At 69.4% G+C, this 18235-nt stretch carries 18 protein-coding genes; 8 read left to right on the top strand and 10 right to left on the bottom strand.

Translation table 11 applies throughout. The annotated features are described in order from the left end of the window. Positions 1-23: 23 nt before the first annotated feature. Positions 24-1091 (top strand): YeiH family protein, encoded by a 1068-nt coding sequence (locus FOZ76_RS24875; protein WP_143950987.1) that lies wholly within the window; start codon positions 24-26, stop codon positions 1089-1091. 39 nt (positions 1092-1130) lie between these two features. Here FOZ76_RS24875 and FOZ76_RS24880 read toward each other — a convergent pair whose 3' ends face one another. Continuing rightward, on the bottom strand, positions 1131-2075 hold the full coding sequence (locus FOZ76_RS24880; protein ID WP_143950988.1) for a LysR family transcriptional regulator: 945 nt from the start codon (positions 2073-2075) through the stop codon (positions 1131-1133). 114 nt (positions 2076-2189) lie between these two features. Between FOZ76_RS24880 and FOZ76_RS24885 the strand changes: the two genes are divergently transcribed. After that, positions 2190-3197 (top strand): Bug family tripartite tricarboxylate transporter substrate binding protein, encoded by a 1008-nt coding sequence (locus FOZ76_RS24885; RefSeq protein ID WP_170235624.1) that lies wholly within the window; start codon positions 2190-2192, stop codon positions 3195-3197. Next, positions 3194-3856 carry a nuclear transport factor 2 family protein gene (locus tag FOZ76_RS24890; RefSeq protein ID WP_143950990.1) on the top strand — a complete coding sequence of 221 codons (663 nt, stop codon included), beginning with the start codon at positions 3194-3196 and terminating at the stop codon, positions 3854-3856. Before FOZ76_RS24885 ends, FOZ76_RS24890 begins: the two co-directional genes overlap by 4 nt. A gap of 28 nt (positions 3857-3884) precedes the next feature. On the opposite strand, the gene FOZ76_RS24895 is transcribed toward FOZ76_RS24890, so the two are convergent. After that, positions 3885-5123, bottom strand: a complete 1239-nt coding sequence (locus FOZ76_RS24895) for a M20 aminoacylase family protein (protein WP_143950991.1) — start codon at positions 5121-5123, stop codon at positions 3885-3887. 307 nt (positions 5124-5430) lie between these two features. Between FOZ76_RS24895 and FOZ76_RS24900 the strand changes: the two genes are divergently transcribed. Next, positions 5431-7131, top strand: a complete 1701-nt coding sequence (locus FOZ76_RS24900) for a long-chain-fatty-acid--CoA ligase (RefSeq protein WP_143950992.1) — start codon at positions 5431-5433, stop codon at positions 7129-7131. A 37-nt stretch (positions 7132-7168) separates the two neighbouring features. Here FOZ76_RS24900 and FOZ76_RS24905 read toward each other — a convergent pair whose 3' ends face one another. Together FOZ76_RS24905 and pmbA are read right to left on the bottom strand one after the other, a co-directional pair. After that, positions 7169-7993 carry an NRDE family protein gene (locus FOZ76_RS24905; protein WP_143950993.1) on the bottom strand — a complete coding sequence of 275 codons (825 nt, stop codon included), beginning with the start codon at positions 7991-7993 and terminating at the stop codon, positions 7169-7171. Between the two features lie 33 nt (positions 7994-8026). Next, positions 8027-9382, bottom strand: a complete 1356-nt coding sequence (pmbA, locus tag FOZ76_RS24910; RefSeq protein WP_143950994.1) for a metalloprotease PmbA — start codon at positions 9380-9382, stop codon at positions 8027-8029. Between the two features lie 63 nt (positions 9383-9445). Here pmbA and yjgA point away from each other — a divergent pair, with 63 nt between their 5' ends. The 3 genes from yjgA (at position 9446) to FOZ76_RS24925 (ending at position 11464) form a co-directional block, all read left to right on the top strand. Next, the gene (gene yjgA, locus FOZ76_RS24915) at positions 9446-10051 is read left to right on the top strand and encodes a ribosome biogenesis factor YjgA (protein ID WP_143950995.1); all 606 of its coding nucleotides are present in this window, start codon (positions 9446-9448) and stop codon (positions 10049-10051) included. A gap of 36 nt (positions 10052-10087) precedes the next feature. Next, a complete protein-coding gene (locus FOZ76_RS24920) occupies positions 10088-10762 on the top strand; it encodes an alpha/beta hydrolase (RefSeq protein ID WP_143950996.1) in 675 nt (224 codons plus the stop codon). A 195-nt stretch (positions 10763-10957) separates the two neighbouring features. After that, complete coding sequence (locus tag FOZ76_RS24925) at positions 10958-11464, top strand: universal stress protein (protein ID WP_143950997.1); 507 nt, start codon at positions 10958-10960, stop codon at positions 11462-11464. Positions 11465-11710: 246 nt separating this feature from the next. Here the strand turns inward: FOZ76_RS24925 and bamC are convergent, their stop codons facing one another. From bamC to FOZ76_RS24945, 4 genes are all read right to left on the bottom strand, one after another. After that, positions 11711-12856: an outer membrane protein assembly factor BamC gene (gene bamC / locus FOZ76_RS24930; RefSeq protein ID WP_143950998.1), complete on the bottom strand. Its 1146-nt coding sequence runs from the start codon at positions 12854-12856 to the stop codon at positions 11711-11713. An 80-nt stretch (positions 12857-12936) separates the two neighbouring features. Next, positions 12937-13833, bottom strand: coding sequence for a 4-hydroxy-tetrahydrodipicolinate synthase (gene dapA, locus FOZ76_RS24935; RefSeq protein WP_143950999.1), 897 nt, complete (start codon positions 13831-13833; stop codon positions 12937-12939). 143 nt (positions 13834-13976) lie between these two features. Then, entirely contained in the window at positions 13977-14543 is a 567-nt protein-coding gene (locus FOZ76_RS24940) for a thermonuclease family protein (RefSeq protein WP_143951000.1), read from the bottom strand. A 32-nt stretch (positions 14544-14575) separates the two neighbouring features. Continuing rightward, positions 14576-15868, bottom strand: a complete 1293-nt coding sequence (locus tag FOZ76_RS24945; protein WP_143951001.1) for a phospholipase A — start codon at positions 15866-15868, stop codon at positions 14576-14578. Positions 15869-15916: 48 nt separating this feature from the next. On the opposite strand from FOZ76_RS24945, the gene FOZ76_RS24950 reads away from it, so the two are divergent. Continuing rightward, complete coding sequence (locus tag FOZ76_RS24950) at positions 15917-16636, top strand: DNA-3-methyladenine glycosylase (protein WP_143951002.1); 720 nt, start codon at positions 15917-15919, stop codon at positions 16634-16636. Positions 16637-16655: 19 nt separating this feature from the next. On the opposite strand, the gene FOZ76_RS24955 is transcribed toward FOZ76_RS24950, so the two are convergent. After that, entirely contained in the window at positions 16656-17513 is an 858-nt protein-coding gene (locus FOZ76_RS24955) for a ZIP family metal transporter (RefSeq protein ID WP_425473353.1), read from the bottom strand. 62 nt (positions 17514-17575) lie between these two features. Then, a complete protein-coding gene (locus tag FOZ76_RS24960; RefSeq protein ID WP_143951003.1) occupies positions 17576-18187 on the bottom strand; it encodes a superoxide dismutase in 612 nt (203 codons plus the stop codon). Positions 18188-18235 lie beyond the last annotated feature (48 nt).

Genomic DNA, 18235 nt, shown 5'->3' on the forward strand with positions numbered 1-18235 from the left:
TTCTGCTTCTGCCCAGGTTACCCATGGCCGCCACCGCTCCCACCACTTCCGCCGCGCATGCCCAGCCGACGCCGCTCAGCCGTCGACGCGGCCGCCTGGACGGGCTGCTGTTCGTCTTTCTGCTCGCCCTGGCCGCCCAGCAGGTGGCCGCGCTGCCCTGGATCGCCGGCCTGGGGCTGAGCCCCCTCGTGATCGCCATCGTCTTCGGCGCGGTCTATGGCAACGCCATGCCCGGGCAGATGAATGCCGACTGGGCCGCCGGCGTGAATTTCGCCGCGCGCCGCATTCTGCGCATCGCCATCGCACTTTACGGGCTGCGCATCAGCGCCCAGGAGCTGGTCTCGGTCGGCGTTCCGGGCCTGGGCCTGGCAGCCAGCATGGTCGTGGGCACGCTGGCGATCGGTGTCATCGTCGGCCGCCTGCTGCGGCTGGACCGCGAGACGGCGCTGCTCGCCACCGCCGGCAGCGCGATCTGCGGCGCCGCGGCGGTGCTCGCCTTCGAATCGAGCCTGCGCTCGGCACCTGAAAAAAGCGCCGTCGCCGTCGCCACGGTGGTGCTGTTCGGCACGGTCTCGATGTTCCTGTACCCGGTGCTCTATCACGCCGGCTGGCTGCAGATGGACACCGCCGCGCTGGGGCTGTTCGTGGGCGCCAGCGTGCACGAAGTGGCGCAGGTCGTCGCGGCGGCCAGCGCCATCGATCCGAGCGTCATCGAAGCCGCCACCATCACCAAGATGGCCCGCGTCGCCCTGCTCGTGCCGGTCCTGCTCGTGCTCGGCCTGTGGCTCGCCCGCCGCGCCCCGGCCGGCGAAGAAGCCGGCGCCGCCAAGGGCAAGGCGCCCGTGCCCTGGTTCGTGCTGGGCTTTCTCGCCATGATCGCGCTGAACTCCACCGGCGTCGTGCCCCAGGCCGCCATCGCCGCGATCAATCCGCTGGTCACCTTCGCCCTCACCATGGCCATGGCCGCCCTGGGCATGGAGACCCGCCTGTCGCGCATGCGCCAGGCCGGCCCCCGCGTCTTCGCCCTCGCCGCCATCCTGTTCGTCTGGCTGCTGTTCGGCGGGTATGCGCTGACGCTGGCCTGGGTGTGAGGGCGTAGCCCCTTCCGCCCGCGGCGCTATGGCGTTCCGCTACGCCACCTCCAGCGCAGCGGCACGGAACACTTCGATCCACGGCAGGTACAGCGCCGCCACCCGGCGATACATCAGCACCAGGTGCGTGGGCGGCAGTGGCGCGAGCGTGTCCAGCGCACGCAACCGGCCCGCCGCGATGCCGGGCGCGGCGGCGCTGGCCGGCACTACGGTCAGGCCCAGGCCGGCAGCGGCCAGCCCGGCGTTGGCAGCCAGCACGGGCGACTCGATGACCGGCAGCGGCGGTCGGGCGCCTTCGGCGGCGAAGCGCTCGTCCACGGTGCGGCGCAGGTGCGTGGCCGGCGGCGGCAATATCCACGGCCAGGCCAGCAGCTCGCGCCAGCGCCCGCTCGCAGGCGGGGCCACAGCCAGGGCGGGCGAGGCCACGGGGATCATGGGCTCCTCGCGCAGCGGTTCGATGACGAGGCGGCTCAGGTCCATACCGGCCACCGCCTGCGGCGCGTACAGCGCCAGCACCACGTCCAGCTCGCCGCCGAGCAGCCGTTCGATCAGCCCGGCCAGCCAGCCGTCGCTCACCTGGATCGCCGCCGCCTCCTGCGGCTGCAGACGCTTGAGCCGGGTGATCAGCCCGGGCGCGAGCGTGAGGTTGACATAGGGCGACATGCCCACGCGCACGCGGCCGCTGACTTTGCGCTCGCCGTCGCCCACGTCGTCCACCATGTGCCGGAATTCGTGCAGCAGCAGCCGCGCATGGCGCACCACGCGCGCGCCGAGCGCGGTAGGCCGCATGCCGCGCGCCGAGCGCTCGAAGAGCGGCTGGCCAAAGCCGCTCTCGATCTCCTTGAGCGCCTTGCTCACCGCTGGCTTGCTCAGGTGCAGCGCGGCGGCCGCCTCGCCCAGGGTGCCGCGCTCGGCCACCTCGCGCAGCAGCTCGAGATGCTGAAAGCGCAGCCGGCGCGCCAGCGCCAGGGAGTGTGTTGCCATGTCCGTCAACTTTGTTTCAACACCTGGAGAAAAAATGCCGCTACCCCGGCATCCGGCCGGCGCTTACGCTTGTCGTTCGACAACGAAAACAAGCCATCATCGGAGGAGACTGCCGTGGCGACCCGTATCCTGCGCCGCCTGCCAGGCGGCTGGCAAGCCCTGAGCTTCGTTTCTGTACTGGCAACGGCGCTGGCCCTACCCACGGCCACGGCCCAGGGCTTTCCGCTGCCCGGCAAGCCGGTGCGCATCGTCGTGCCGGCGCCGCCCGGCGGCCCCGGCGACACGGTGGCGCGCGCCGTCGCCGCCGAGCTGACCACGCAACTGCCGGGCCATCCCATCGTGGTCGACAACAAGCCCGGCGGAGCCAGCCTGCTCGCCGCCAACGACGTGCTGCGCGCCGCGCCCGACGGCCACACCCTGCTGCTTGCGCTGAACACCACGCACACCCAGGTGCCGCACATGTTCGGCAAGCCGCCGTTCGACCCGTTCAAGGACTTCACGCCGATCGCCCAGGTGTACGAGGCGCAGTCGGTGCTGGTGGCCCACCCGTCGCTGGCCGCCGACGACCTGAAGCAGGCCGTCGAGCTCAGCCGGCAGGACCCCATCCCGGCAGGTTCGGCCAGCCCCGGCACCAACAGCCATCTGTACCTGGAGATGATGAACCACGAATACGGCGCACGCTTCGAGCACATCCCCTACAAAGGCTCGGCCGACGCCCTGCGCGACCTGCTCGGCGGCATCACCCGCCTGCAGTTCGATTCGCCCAGTTCCTCGCTGCCGCACATCCGCGCCGGCCGCCTCAAGGCGCTCGCCGTCACCGGCGCCCAGCGCCTGCCCCAGTTGCCCGACGTGGCCTCGGCCGCCGAACAGGGCTATCCGGCGCTCGCCATCGGCGCCTGGATGGGCTTCTTCGGCCCGGCCGGCATGGCCGCCGAGGACGTCACCCGCCTCAACCGGGAAATCGTGCAAGCCCTGCAAAGCCCGCGCATCGCGGCCCAGTTCGAGCCGCTGGGCCTGCGCATCACCGGCACCAGCCCCGAACGCTTCGCCGAAGTCGTGCGCGCCGACCACGCCCAGTGGGGCGCCATCATCCAGCAACTCGGACTCCGCCTCGACCAATGACCGACGACCACACCGACACCGCGCGCATCGCGCGCCTGCAAGCCCGCATAGCCGAGCTCGAACGCCGCGTGCAGACGACCGAGGACACCGAGGCCATCAAGCGCCTCACCCGCATCTACGGCTATTACCTGGACAAGGCGCTGTGGAGCGAGGTCCTGCCGCTGTTCACCGACGACTGCTCGATAGAAATCTCCATGCTCGGCGTCTATCTCGGCAAGCGCCAGGCCGAGACGCTGTTCCGCGACGTGCTCGGCAAGGGCCCGGCGAAAAGCGACGAGCGCGGCCTGCTCTGGGGCCAGCTATACAACCACATGCTCCTGCAGGGCGTGGTGCACGTTGCCCCCGACGGCCGCCACGCTCGGGGCCGCTGGCGCTGCTTCATGCAGATCGCCACCTTCGGCGAGAAGGCGCTGTGGGGCGAAGGGCCTTACGAGATCGAATACCGCAAGGAGGAAGACGGCCTGTGGCGCATCCGCAAGCTGCACTTCTACCGGACCTTCCATACGCCGTTCGACGAAGGCTGGAAGACCGCGCGCTCGCCGGTGGGCGGCGTACGCGCGGACTTCCCGCCCGACCTGCCGCCCACGGAGCAATACGAGCCCTACCCCGCCGCGTACATCCCGCCGTTTCATTATCGAAACCCCGTGACGGGGACGTAGCGACGCACGCCCGGTGCCTGCCCGGCGGTCACACCTGGGCGCCGGCCGCGAGCCCGGCGCCCTGCACCCCGCCGACGGCGAACCAGTGTTCGACCAGGCGCACCCAGTAGCTCGCGCCGACCGGCAGCATGTCGTCGTTGAAGTCGTAGCTGCCGTTGTGCAGCGTGCACGGGCCCATGCCGTGGCCGGCCACGCGGTGCTCGCCATCGCCGACGCCAAGCCACACGTAGCAGCCCGGCACGTCGGCCAGCATGAAGGCGAAATCCTCGGCGGCCAGCGACGGCGCGACACGGTCGTTTACCCGCTCGGGGCCGACCAGGCCACGCAGCACGTCCGCCGCCAGCGCGGCCTCTGCAGGGTGATTGATGGTGGGCGGGTAGTTGCGATGAAAGTCGAACTCGGCCTGGACATCGAACGCGGCGGCCGTATGGCGCACGATCTCGCCCATGCGCTGCTCGATGAGATCGAGCGTATGGAGGGCGAAGGTGCGCACCGTGCCGCGCAGCTCGGCCTCGGTCGGGATGACGTTGTCGGCGCTGCCGGCGTGGATCTGGGTGACGCTGAGCACCGCGGTGTCGAGCGGGTCCTTGTTGCGCGTGACGATGCTCTGCAGCGACTGCGCCATCTGCACGGCGGCAATGACCGGATCGGCGCCCATGTGCGGCATGGCGGCATGCGCGCCGCGCCCGCGCAGCTTGACGGCGAACTCGTTGCTCGAACCCATGATCGGCCCGGGTGTCAGGCCGAAGTGCCCGGCCGGCAGGCCCGGCCAGTTGTGCATGCCGAACACGGCCTGCATCGGAAAGCGCTCGAACAGGCCTTCGCGGATCATGCGCGCGGCGCCGCCGCCGCCCTCCTCGGCGGGCTGGAAGATCAGGTAGACGATGCCGTCGAAATCGCGGTGCCGGGCCAGGTAGCGCGCCGCGCCCAGCAGCATCGCCGTGTGCCCGTCGTGGCCGCACGCGTGCATGCGCCCCGGGTTGCGGCTGGCATGCGCGAAGGTGTTGACCTCCTGCATGGGCAGCGCGTCCATGTCGGCGCGCAGGCCGATCGCCCCGCCCGCCGTGCCGCGCGCACCTTCGACGATGCCGACCACGCCGGTGCCCGCCAGCCCGCGATGGATGGGGATGCCCCAGCCCTCGAGCAGCCGGGCGACGCGTTCGGACGTCCAGGTTTCCTGATACCCCAGTTCGGGGTGGGCATGCAGATCCCGACGGATGTCGGTCAGCTCCTGATGCCAGGTGAGGATGGGGTCGACGAGTTGCATGGCGCGCTCCGCAAATCGGCGCGCAAGGCGGTTTGCGCGCACGCCTTATCTTAGCGTTTTCCCGCCCCTTCTCCGCGCTACGCGCATCGAACTCGCCGGCATGCCCGTTCGCCCCGGGTTCGTCAAGGCAGGGTTTTGCCGCTATGCCGGACGAACGGCCGTCGCTATGATGAACCGCCACGCCTTTCCCCGCTCCAAGCCCAGGCGTGGTGAACGGTGGGCGCCGCCCGCCGCCGACCGCGGCAGCCGCATTCGCGGCGCTGCCCGAGCGCCGGCCGGATCGGCCGAACCCGACACGGAGACCGACATGCAGAAACCCTGGCTCGCTGAATACCCTCCCGGCGTTCCTGCCGAGATCCCCGCCCAGCGGCCCGAATCGCTCGTCGACGTGATCGAGGACGCCTTCCAGCGCTACGCCGAGCGCGACGCCTATGTCTGCATGGGCAAGACCCTCAGCTTCGCGCAAACCGATCGGCTGTCGTGCGCCGTCGCCTACTGGCTGCAGACGCTCAAGCTGGAGCCGGGCGCGCGCGTGGCCATCATGATGCCCAACGTCCTGCAGTACATGGTGTGCGCCACGGCCATCCTGCGCGCGGGCTACGTCGTGGTCAACGTCAACCCGCTCTACACGCCGCGCGAGCTCACGCACCAGCTCAAGGACAGCGGCGCCGAGGCGATCTTCATCCTGGAGAACTTCGCCAGCACGCTGCAGAAGGTGCGCTCGCAGGTGCCGCTCAAGCACATCGTCGTGACGTCCATGGGCGATCTCATGGGCGGCGCCAAGGGCTTCATCGTCGATCTCGTGGTGCGCCACGTGAAGAAACTGGTGCCGCCCTACGAGCTGTCCGGTTCGGTCAAGTTCAAGGACGTGCTGAAAAAGGGCGCCGGCCGCAAGCCGCAGCGCCCCTCCACCCGCGCCGACGACATCGCCTTTCTGCAGTACACCGGCGGCACGACCGGCGTGGCCAAGGGCGCCATCCTCACCCACGGCAACATCGTGGCCAACATCATCCAGAACGCCCTGTGGATGGAGCCCATGGTGGGGCCGGCGGGTACCGGGCCGCAGCTCACCACGGTGAGCGCGCTGCCGCTGTATCACATCTTCGCGCTGACGGCCTGCGGCCTGTACGGGCTGTACTCGGGCGCGCGCAACCTGCTCATTCCCAATCCGCGCGACATTCCGGCCTTCATCAAGGCGCTGGAGCAGACCCCGGTCAACATCTTTCCGGCGGTCAATACGCTCTTCAACGCCCTGCTGCACCATCCCGACTTCGCCAAGGTCGACATGTCCGGCCTGAAGCTCTCGCTGGGCGGCGGCATGGCCGTGCAGCGCGCTGTGGCCGAGAAATGGAAGGCCGCCACCGGCTGCCACATCCTGGAAGCCTACGGCCTGTCCGAGACCTCGCCCGGCGCCACGATCAATCCGGCCACCAGCAAGGAATACAACGGCACCATCGGCCTGCCGATCCCGTCCACCGAGGTCGCCATCCTGGATGACAGCGGCCAGCAAGTCCCGCAGGGCCAGCCCGGCGAGATCGCGATCCGCGGCCCGCAGGTGATGGCCGGCTACTGGAACATGCCGGAAGAAACCGCCAAGGCCATGACCGCCGACGGCTTCTTCAAGACCGGCGACATCGGCATCATGGACGAGAAGGGCTACATCCGCATCGTCGACCGCAAGAAGGACATGATCCTGGTGTCGGGCTTCAACGTCTACCCGAACGAGATCGAGGCCATCGTCGCGCAGCACCCCGGGGTGCAGGAAGTCGCCGCGGTGGGCGTGCCGGACGAGCATTCCGGCGAGGTGGTCAAGCTCTACGTCGTGCGCTCCGACCCCGGCCTCACCGAGGAAGCGCTCAAGCAGTACTGCCACGAGAACCTGACCGGCTACAAACGGCCGCGCTACATCGAGTTCCGCGACGAGTTGCCCAAGACCAACGTCGGCAAGATCCTGCGCCGGGCGCTGCGCGACGAAACCGCGCCGCAGGAACAGAAAAAGGCGGCCTGAGCGCCGCGCCGGTCTTCGCCGCGCGGCTCGAGCCGGCTCAGCGTGGCGCTTCGCCCGGGCGCTGCACGCGAAAGCGCATGCGGCGCAGGGTGTCGGGAAGCAGGGCCTTGGCGGCCGCGGCGCTTTCATAGCTGCGTTCGGTCGCGTCGATCCTGCCGCTGCCATCGGCCCGCAGAACCGTCTGCGCCCGGGTGCCGTACTCGGGCGTCACGATGAAGATCGGCGAGAGCATGCGCTCGCGCTCCAGCGGCACGCCGGTCGCCGGCAGCGCGTCGTCCTCGGCGGGCGTGGGGTCGCTCAGGAAGGCCATGCTCGCATCGATGAGATCGTCGTTGCCGGTACTCACGCCGGCCAGCCTCGCCTTCAGGCGGGTGAGCTTGGGCCAGGGGGTATCGAGCACGGCGTTGGACAGGCCGTACAGACCGGGCGCGAGCGCCCGCGCCTGGCCGCCCGGCTGGTTGCCGCAGTACCAGAGTTGCGCCGGCTCGGCCGCCGTGCCGTAGATGCTGCCGGCAACTAGGTTGAAGCCGTTGTAGGCGCCGCCGTTGGCGCTCACACCGCGCATGTACACGTCGGTGGGCACGTCGCCGGCGAGAAAATCCGCCACCAGGTGCCCGCGCGAACTCGCCGCCAGCCGCAGCGCGCGGCCGTCGCGAAAATTGGTGAGCGCCGCGAAGCGCCCCGTCTGCGTCACGCCCATCCAGGTTCCGCCCGCCTGCAGGTCACGCCCGGCCCAGACGCCGGGCGCCTCGGCCCACCACTCCGCAGGCGCGGTGGGCCGGGCATAGAACTCGTCGCGATTGGCGAGCAGCAGCAGCGGCATGTCGCTGCCGGGCATCCAGGAGAAGGCGATCAGACACATGACGCGGACGCCCTTGCGCTCGGCCGGCCCGGCTCAGAGCCCTGCCACCGCCATCTCGGGCAGCAGGATGGACCCGGTCGACTTGGTGCCGCGGGTGATCACGTCGCTGCCCACGGCGGCCAGGCTGGCGAACATGTCCTTGAGGTTGCCGGCGATCGTGATTTCCTGGACTGCGTGCTGGATCTCGCCATTCTCGACCCAGTAGCCGAAGGCGCCGCGGGAATAGTCGCCCGTGATGTAGTTGACGCCTTGGCCGATCAGCTCGGTGACGAGCAGCCCGGTGCCCAGCTTCTTCAGCATGGCCTTGAAATCGTCGTCCGGACGCGTCTCGCGCGAGGTGAGAAAGAGGTTGTGCGAGCCGCCGGCGTTGCCGGTGGTGCGCATGCCGAGCTTGCGCGCGGTGTAGGTGGACAGCAGGTAGCCCTGCAGCTCGCCGGCCTGCACGAGGCTGCGCGGCGCCGTGCGTACGCCCTCGTCGTCGAAGAACGCGGTACCGAGGGCGCCTGGCAGATGGGGGTTCTCCTCGATGTCCACGTGCGAGGCGAAGACCGGCTTGCCGAGCGCGTCGACCAGGAAGCTCGCGCGGCGGTACAGTGCGCCGCCGCTCACCGCTTGGGTGAACGAGCCGAGCAGGCCGCAGGCGAGCGGCGCCTCGAAGAGCACCGGGTAGCGCCCCGTGCGGATGCGGCGCGCGCCCACGCGCGACAACGCCCGCTCGGCGGCATAACGGCCGACGGCCGCCGGATCGGCCAGCCGCTTGGGATCGCGCTGGCTGGAATACCAGTCGTCGCGCTGCATGTTGTCGCCGCGCCCGGCGATGGGCGCCACCGACAGGCTGTGCCGAGAGTACGGGTAGCCGCCCATGAAGCCGCGCGTGTTGGCCATCACGAAATGGCCCGAGAACGTGTTGACGGTGGCGCCGTCGGAGTTGGTGACGTTGCGGTCGGTATCCAGCGCCGCCTTCTCGGCGCGCTTGGCGATGCGTGCCGCCTGCCTGGCGTCGATCTCCCAGGGGTGGTAGAGATCGGGATCGGGCGCTACGCCCAGCAGCAGGTCCTCGGCGTCGGGCAGGCCGGCGGCCGGGTCCTCGGCCGTGTGGCGGGCGATGTGCCACGCCGCGCGCACCGTGTCTTCGATCGCCTGCTCGGAGAAGTCGGAGGTCGAGGCCGAACCGCGGCGCTGGCCCACGTACACGGTCACGTCGAGCGAGCGGTCGCGCGTCTGCTCGACGGTCTCGACCTCGCCATGGCGCACGTTCACGGACAGCCCCTGGCTTTCGGAGACTTCGGCCGCCGCGTCGGTGCCGCCCACGGCGCGGGCGCGCTCGAGCGCGAACTGCACGAGATCACGAAACTGCGGCGCGTTGGCGACGATGAACGAGTCGGACATGGGCTCTGCTGGAAAGGGGATGGAAAGGTATCATAGCCAATTGTGCGTCAGCCGTTCCCAGCCATGCCCCGTTCTTCTTCGCGCCGCCCCCCGGCCCCCTCCGCTTCGCTTTCTTTCGCGCCCGACGCCGACCCGCAGGACGCCGGCGACGCGCACTGGGACGGCCCCAGCAAGTCGCAGCGCAAGCGCGAGATGGCGGCCCTGCAGCGCCTGGGCGAGCGTCTGGTCGAGCTGTCGCGCGACAAGCTCGCCCAATTGCCGCTTGCCGAACGCCTGCACGACGCCATCCTCGAGGCCCAGCGCATCAAGGCGCACGAGGGGCGCCGCCGCCAGCTCCAGTACGTCGGCAAGCTCATGCGCGACGCCGATGCCGAGGCCATCACGGCCCAGCTCGACATCTGGGAAAACGGCTCGCGCGAACAGGCCGCGCATTTTCACGCCCTGGAGCGCTGGCGCGAACGCCTGCTCGAGGACGATGCCGCCCTCACCGCCTTCATCGAGGCCTACCCGGCGAGCGACGTGCAGCATCTGCGCGCCCTGATCCGCGCGGCACGCAAGGAAGCCGCCACCAATGCCGCCCTCCCGCAGGGGCGCGAGCCGCAACGCAAGCACTTTCGCGCCCTGTTCCAGGAAATCAAGCTGCGCCACGAAGCGGCCCAGGCCGACTGATCCGCCCACGCGGCGCCGCACACCCCGAGGATAGCCATGACCGCTCCGTCCCTGCTCGAAGCCATCGAAATCCAGACCGGCCCCAACCCGCAGCGCGCGGTGATCTGGCTGCACGGCCTGGGCGCCGACGGCCGCGACTTCGCCCCCATCGTGCCCGAACTGGATCTGGCCGGCGTACCCGACGTGCGCTTCGTCTTCCCCCACGCCCCGGTCATGCCGGTGACGATCAACGGCGGCATGGCGATGCGCGCCTGGTACGACATCGTCGGCAGCGACCTCGTGCGGCGCGAGGACGCCGACGGCATCCTCGCCTCCCAGGCGGCCGTCGAGGCCCTGCTCGCGCGCGAGCAGGAACGCGGCATCGATGCCGGCCACATCGTGCTTGCCGGCTTCTCGCAGGGCTGCGCCATGACGCTGCAGACCGGCCTGCGCTACGGCAAGACGCTGGCCGGCCTGGTCGCGCTGTCCGGCTACCTGCCGCTCGCCGACACCCTTGCCGCCGAAGCCAGCCCGGCAAACAAGGCCACTCCGATCTTCATGGCGCACGGCATCCACGACCCCGTCGTCGCGCTGGAACGCGCCGAATCCAGCCGCGCCGCACTCGAGCGCCTGGGCTACGCCGTGGAGTGGCACACGTATCCGATGCCGCACTCGGTGCATCCCCAGGAGATCCAGGACCTCGGCAGCTTCCTGCGCCGCGTTCTCGCCTGAACGCGGCGCCTCTACGGCATGAGATATGCGGCGCGCCTGTCGCGCATCAGGATTGACGATGCGCAAGCCACGATGGCGGATTCGGTGTTACTTTTGCCCTGCCGTCACCACGGCTTCGTCAGCCGCTGAACCGGCAGCCCCAGGCAGTCCTGCTCGCGGTACCGGTACATGCGGCGTTTTTGGAGCACCGACACCATGTTCAAGAAAGTCCTGATTCCCACCGATGGTTCCCCCCTGGCATTGCAGGCCGCGACCGCAGGGATCGACTTTGCCAGATCCGTCGGCGCCGAAGTCGTCGCGCTGCACGTCACGCAGCCCTTCGCGGCGACCATCGGCTTCGACGGCATGGCCGCGGCTTACGCGATCACCGACGAATCCTACGAAAAGGCCGCCGCCGAACAGGCCGCCGAATACCTCAAGACCATCACCGACCGCGCCGCAGCCCAGGGCGTAAAGGCCGAGTCCTGCTCGGTTTCCAATTTCAATGTCGCCGACGGCGTGGTCCAGGCCGCCCAGGAAAACCGCTGCGACCTGATCTTCATCGGCAGCCACGGCCGCAGCGGCCTGTCGCGCCTGCTGCTGGGCAGCGTCACCGCCAAAGTGCTGTCGCTGTCCACGGTCGCCGTGCTGGTGTACCGGGTAAAGGAAGACAAGAAGGAAAAGGAAAAGGAAGCGCCGCCTGCCACGCCGGCGGTGAGCTGAAACGCCAGCGGGGCAGCGCATTCCCAAAAGGGATAGGCTGCCCCGGGCAAGGTGGTTCTCGAGGCCCTGGTGCGGCTATGCTGCTCAGGGCCTTGCCGCGTCTGCCATCATGCGGCCGCCGCCCCGGCCCCGGTCGGCCCGGGAACAAAAAAAGAAAACGCCCCTGGTCCGACGCCGTCCCAGCCGGGGATGCCGGCAGGGGCGGCGCCCGACCAGGGGGCGCGGGTAGCGGGCGACGAACGCCTTTTACTGTATCTGCAACTGCTGTTGCAGCACCTGCAGGATGCGGCCGGCCGTGGAACTGTTGTCCGGCTGGCCTTCGGCGTTCAGCACCGTGACGCGCGTCGCGCCGCCGACGTCGGACAGTTGCACGCGGTACTGGGGCTGCTGCTTGGGCGTGCGCGCGCCGAAGATGCGCGTCATGAGGCCGGGCCTCTCGGACTGCTGAGCGTCGACGTCGACGTAGCGCACGTAGTACTGGCCGGCGGTGCGGTCGCGGTCCTCGACGGTGAAGTTGCCGCGGTCCAGCGCCAGGCCGACGCGACGCCAGGCGCGGTCGAACGACTCCGCGACTTCCAGCGCGCCCGCGTCGGCCATGCGCACCAACTGCGCGCTCGGCTCGGCGGGAACGCTCTGGCTTGCTTCCTCGAGCCTCATCTCGGCCTGGGCGCGGTTCTGCTCACCGCCGAGGAAGACCATGAAGCGCGCCAGCATGGCGGCGTCCAGATCGGGATCGGGCGGACGCGGCACCCAGCGGGTCTGGGACTCGCTCACGTTCTCCTCGACCATGTGCTGGTGCGAGAAATAGACTTCGACGCGGCCGTCTGCACCGCGCTCCAGGCGGGTGCGGAAAAGCTCGCGCTGGCCGCTGTCCCAGACCTGGTCGAAGATCTTGCCCACCGTGCGGCGCAGGAAATCCTGCGGGATGTTGGCGCGGTTCTCGGCCCAGTCGGTCTCGATCAGGCCGGCCTGGGGATTCTGGTTCCGGATCACGAACCCTTCGCCGCGCCAGAACTCCACGGCACGGTCGAACACCTCCGAGGCGGGCATGTCGACGATCAGCCAGCGCAGCGTGCCGTCGCGGCCCACGGTGACGTTGTCCTGCTGCGGCAGCACGCGTGCGTTCTGGCCGGAGGCCGCCTGGGCCTGGCGCTGCGCCTGCTCGCTGGCGTACTGCGAATAGGAAGCGCCGCCCGCACCAGCCGGCACCTGGTAGTGCGAGCTGGCCGGCACCTGGGTCAGGTCCGGCGGGACCGAGAGCGACGCGCGTTGCGGGGTCGCGCTCTGGTAGTCGATGGCGTCTTCTTTGCCGAGGAACTGGTTGAACGCGTTGCAGCCGCTCAACGCCGCAAGCGTGACAACCGCGCCGGCGATGCGCAATTCTCTGTTCATTAAGAAGCTCTCAAAGGGAAAGACAGTGATGCCCCGCAGAACGGCCGCCAGCACGCGGGCGGCGGCCGGGGGGCACCGGCTCAGAGCGCGCCAGCGGCACGCAGGGCCTGGCGCACGGCGTCGTGATGACGGGCGTCCGGCTCGCACAAGGGCAGACGATAACCCAGCTTGGTCAGGCCCATCTCGGCCATGGCCCACTTCACGATTATCGGGTTGGCCTCGAGGAACAATGCCCGGTTCAGCCCCTGCATGCGCGCGTTGAGTTCGCGTGCACGCGGCGCGTCGCCCGCGATCGCCGCCGCGCACATGTCGGCCATCAGGCGCGGCACGACGTTGGCGGTGACGGAAATGTTGCCATCGCCGCCCAGCAGCATCAGCCCGATCGCCGTAGCGTCGTCGCCGCTGTAGACGGAGAACGAGGCCGGCCGGCGGGCCAGCAGATCCATGCAGCGCACGATGTCGCCGGTGGCGTCCTTGATGCCGACGATGCCCGGTACCTGCGCCAGGCGCAGCGCGGTGTCGTTGGCGAGGTCGGCGACGGTGCGTCCGGGCACGTTGTACAGCAGCGTGGGCAGATCGACGGCCTCGGCGACCGCACGGAAATGGCGGTACAAGCCTTCCTGCGACGGCTTGTTGTAGTAAGGCACCACCTGCAGGCCGTAGTCGGCGCCGGCCGCCTTGGCGTAACCGGCGAGCTCGATGGCCTCGGACGTGGAGTTGCCGCCGACGCCGGCGATCACGGGCACGCGTTTGGCCACGTGCTCCACGGTGACGCGGATGAGTTCCGCGTGCTCTTCCATGGAGACGGTCGGCGATTCGCCCGTGGTGCCCACTGCGACGATGGCGGCGGTGCCTTCGGCGACGTGCCAGTCGAGCAGCTTGCGGTAGGTCTCGTAATCCAGACTGCCGTCCGGCAGCATGGGCGTCACGATTGCCACGATGCTGCCCTGGAGGGACGGCGCGGCAACAGCATTCATAATGTGAAACTCCTGACTCATCCGACCCGCGACGGGACCGGCCAAAGGCTAGCTAAAAGCAGGAAACAGGTACAAGGTTTTCGATTCTACCCTGGAAGCGGCCGGCGCTGCGTCGTCGAACTCGACAAGCGCGACAGACTGTATCAGGACGGCCCGCACTGCCCTTCGCGCCAGCAGCGCTGGCGCCAGACCCAGGGCGCTACGGCGTCCGGCTCGGCCCACAGGCCGCGCCGCGCGGCGCGCGCCTCGGCTTCGGCCTCGGCCACCGCCGGATCACGCAGGTAGCGGCCACCGAACTGCCGATTGGCCCAGGCCATGCCCGCGCGCGCCATCGCCTGGTTGGCGGTGCCGGCGTCCTGCAGCCGGATGTCGCAGACGTCCCTTCCGTAGGTGTCGATTTCGTAACACTCCGCCTGCACATCGCGGCCGCCGACCAACGCCTCGAGCGCCCGGCGCGAGGCCTGGGCATAGGGCTGCCCCCGCCGATCCTTGGCCTGCGTCTCGGGCGCGTCGATACTGGCCAGACGCACGGTGTAGGGACGCCGTCCGTCGCCCTGCAGGCGCAGCGTGTCGCCGTCGGTCACGCGCACGACGCGTCCGCGCAGGGTGTGCGCGCCGCCCGCCGTCGCCGCAGGCTCGGGCAGGGGCGCCGGCCATTCGTGCCAGACGGCCAGGCCGAGCACAATCGCGGCGGCGACGGCGGCCGTCATCCGGCGGCCCCCGCGCAAGGGTCGCGGCGGCTTCAATGCACCAGCATCAGCCCGATGCGAAACTGATCGGGCTGGCGCACGTTGTAGTCGAGCAGGCTCTGGCCATAGCCGTTGACGTACTGCAGATGCAGGAATCCGTTCAGGCCCGAGAACCAGGTGCGCTTGAGCGGGTAGGCGAAATCGGCCTGCCACGAATCCTTGCCGTCCTTACCGTCGCGCCACATCCCGGAAATCATCATGCCGTCGTCGGTGGTCCAGCGCGCGCGCCAGTCGACGCGGCCGCGATAGTCGCGGATGTCCGGGTTTTCGCTCGCGATGGAGAAATACTGGCGGATTTTCGGGGTGAAGCTGAAGGTGCTGCCGTTGCCCAGGCGATAGGCGAGTATCGGCTGCACGTAGGCCGAATTCATCGAACGCGAATCGTCGCCGTCACGCCCGTTGGACTGGTGGTCCACACCGGTGGCCAGCCCCGCGCTGAAGCGCTGGCTGGCCGACTGCCACAGGCTCTCGGACATCCAGAACACGCTGGGGTTGTAGGTCGTGTCGTAGAACGGCTTGGAGGGGGAATCCAGGTCCCAGAGCGAGGTCTGGGTATAGCCGAGATAGAAATTCTGGTAGAAGGCCGAGGGCCGGTCGACCGGCGGCTGGAACAGCCGGTACTTCATGCTGATCTGAAAGCGCGCGTTCGTGCCCCCGCGCGTGCCGACCACGAAATACACCGGCTCGTAGGGCGACAAGGCGTTGCGGAACGACTCCCAGGCATTGGCGGCATAGTCCACCCGGCCCTGCTGCGGTGCGGTCACCGGGGCGGCGCCCACGTTCGGATCCACCCCCATCTGCGCCGCGGCGATGGGCGGCACCACGACCGGCTCGCCACGCTGCGCCGCGCTCGGATCGGTGACGGGGGCGACGGCCGGCGTGCCCGCGATCGCGCTGCGCTCGCGCGTGCTGGTGTCCAGCGCCAGCAGGCCGGGTTCGCCCTCGATGGCGATCGCCTGCAGGCCGGTCAGCCCCGCGGGCACCACGGTGCGCCAGACCATGCGCACGAAGTTGTTGACCGGGACGGTGGCGGGCACCACCTCGCCGGCGGCGTGCGCAACCGTCCGCTGGGCGCGGCCCTCGCGGTCGCGCCACTGCAGCACGAGCTGGCGCGGCGGCTGCCAGGTGGCCGCCGTGGTGCCGTCGTTGAAGAACGTGCCGCGGATCTCGATCGCCTCGCCCGACGAAGCCTGGGTGCGGTCGAGCTGATAGGTGGTCGCCGCCTGCGCGGCGCTGGCCATGGCCAGGACGGCGGCAGCAACCGCGGCCGGTGCATAAGGGAACATGGGGGAGAGGCGAAGGGAAAATCAGCGCCCGAGATTACACTGTTTGGCATGACTTCGATTGCGCCGTTGCCCGAAAGCGACAACACCTGGCCGGGCCTGCCCGCCCTGCCCCGCAGCTTCTTCGATCGCGATGCACTGGAACTCGCGCGCGCGCTCATCGGCAAGATCCTGCGCCGGCGCCTGGACGGGCTCTGGCTGTCGGCGCGCATCATCGAGACCGAAGCCTACTACCTTGTCGACAGGGGCAGCCACGCCTCGCTGGGCTACACCGCCAAACGCCATCCGCTCTTCGTCGAAGAAGGCGGCACGATCTACATGTATTACGCGCGAGGCGGCGACTCGCTGAACTTCAGCGCCCACGGCGCAGGCAACGCCGTGCTCATCAAGTCCGCCCACCCCTGGCTGGATGCGCGCGCCGGCGCCGAATCGCTGGCGCGCATGCAGGCACTGAACCCGCGCGCCGACGGCAGCCCGCGCCCGCCCGAACAACTCTGCGCCGGCCAGACGCTGCTCTGCAAGTCGCTGGCGCTGCGCGTGCCGGACTGGAGCGGGCGCTTGTTCTCGGCGGATTTCTACGTCGAGGACGTCGGCCTGCGCCCGTCCCATCTGGTGCAGACCACCCGGCTCGGCATTCCGCCCGGGCGCGACGAGCACCTGCCCTATCGCTACGTCGATCCGGACTACGCCCGCCACGCCACCCGCAACCCGCTGCGCCGCGGGCAGGTGGAGGACGTGCACTACACCCGCATCGACGTGCGCGACGCGTAGCGGGCAAGCCGAAGCGGACTCACCCCAGCGCCGTATCCAGCACCATCATCAGCACGAAGCCCAGCATCAGCCCGATGGTGGAACTGACCTCGTGCCCCTTGCGATGCGACTCCGGAATGATCTCGTGGCTGATGACGAACAGCATGGCGCCCGCCGCGAAGCCCAGGCCCCAGGGCAGCAAGGCCACCGAGTACTCGAGCACGACCGCGCCGATGACCGCGCCCACCGGCTCGATCAGCCCGGTGGCCGCCGCGATGAGCACTGCCCAGCCCCGGCGGTAGCCGGCCCCGACGAGAGCCAGCGCCACCACCAGGCCCTCCGGCACGTCCTGGATCGCGATCCCGGTCGCCAGCGCGCCTGCCGCCGTGGCCTCGGTCCCGGCGAACGCGACACCGATGGCCAGGCCTTCGGGCAGGTTGTGCAGCGCGATGGCGAAGACGAACAGCCAGACGCGCCGCAACCTTGCGGCCTCCTTGCCCTCCAGCCCCTTGATGAAATGCTCGTGCGGCAGAGCGCGGTCGATGAGCAGCAACAGCGCAGCGCCCAGCAGGATCGCCACACCGACCATGCTCGAGGCCTGCAGGCTGCTCGCGCCGCGCAGCTCGGCCGCCTCGATGCCCGGCAACGCCAGCGAGAAAGCGCTGGCCGCGAGCATCACGCCGGCGCCGAAGCCGAACAGCCAATCCTGTGTACGCTCAGAGATGGTCTGCGAAAAGAGGACCGGAACCGCCCCGAGCGCGGTCGCGCCCGCGGCGACCATGCCGGCCAGCAAGGCCTCACGCACCACGCTGCCGGGATCGCCCATGCGCATCCAGATATCCTGCAGGAACACGAGCAGGCCAGCGAGCACGATGGCCGCGCCGAGCGCGCGGCGAATGCGTGCGCCGCGCGACAGCGCGGGGGGACTCGAACGCACCGGGGCGGGTTGCACGACTCCTCCTAGGCAGTGGCGGCTTCGTAGCGACGCGCCACCTCGGGCCAATTGACGACGTTATAGAACGCCGCAATGTATTCCGGCCGGCGATTCTGGTAGAGCAGATAATACGCGTGCTCCCAGACATCCAGGCCCAGGATGGGCGTATTGCCGGTCATCAGCGGACTGTCCTGGTTGGCCGTGCTCTCGACGACCAGCTTGCCCTTGGGGTCGACCGAGAGCCAGGCCCAGCCACTGCCGAAACGACTGGTGGCGGCCTTGGTGAAAGCGTCCTTGAAGGCATCGAAGCCGCCCAGGTCCGCGTCGATGGCCGAGGCCACCGCGCCCGTGGGCTGGCCGCCCCCGTCGGGTGACATCACGAGCCAGAAGAGCGAGTGATTGGCATGGCCGCCGCCGTTGTTGCGCACGACCCCGCGGATATCCTCCGGCAGGCCATCGATGTTCGCGATCAGCGCCTCGATCGGCTGCTCGGGCACGCCGGCCTTCTCCAGCGCGGCGTTCAGGTTGTTGATGTAGGTCTGGTGATGCTTGGTGTGATGGATCTCCATGGTGCGCGCATCGACGTGCGGCTCCAGGGCATCGTAGGCATAGGGAAGTTCAGGCAGGGTATAGGCCATGATCGGCTCCTTGTGAAAAGGTTGCGCGTGCCGTTCGCGCCCAGGTGG

Source organism: Verticiella sediminum, assembly GCF_007558815.1.
Lineage (GTDB): Bacteria > Pseudomonadota > Gammaproteobacteria > Burkholderiales > Burkholderiaceae_B > Verticiella > Verticiella sediminum.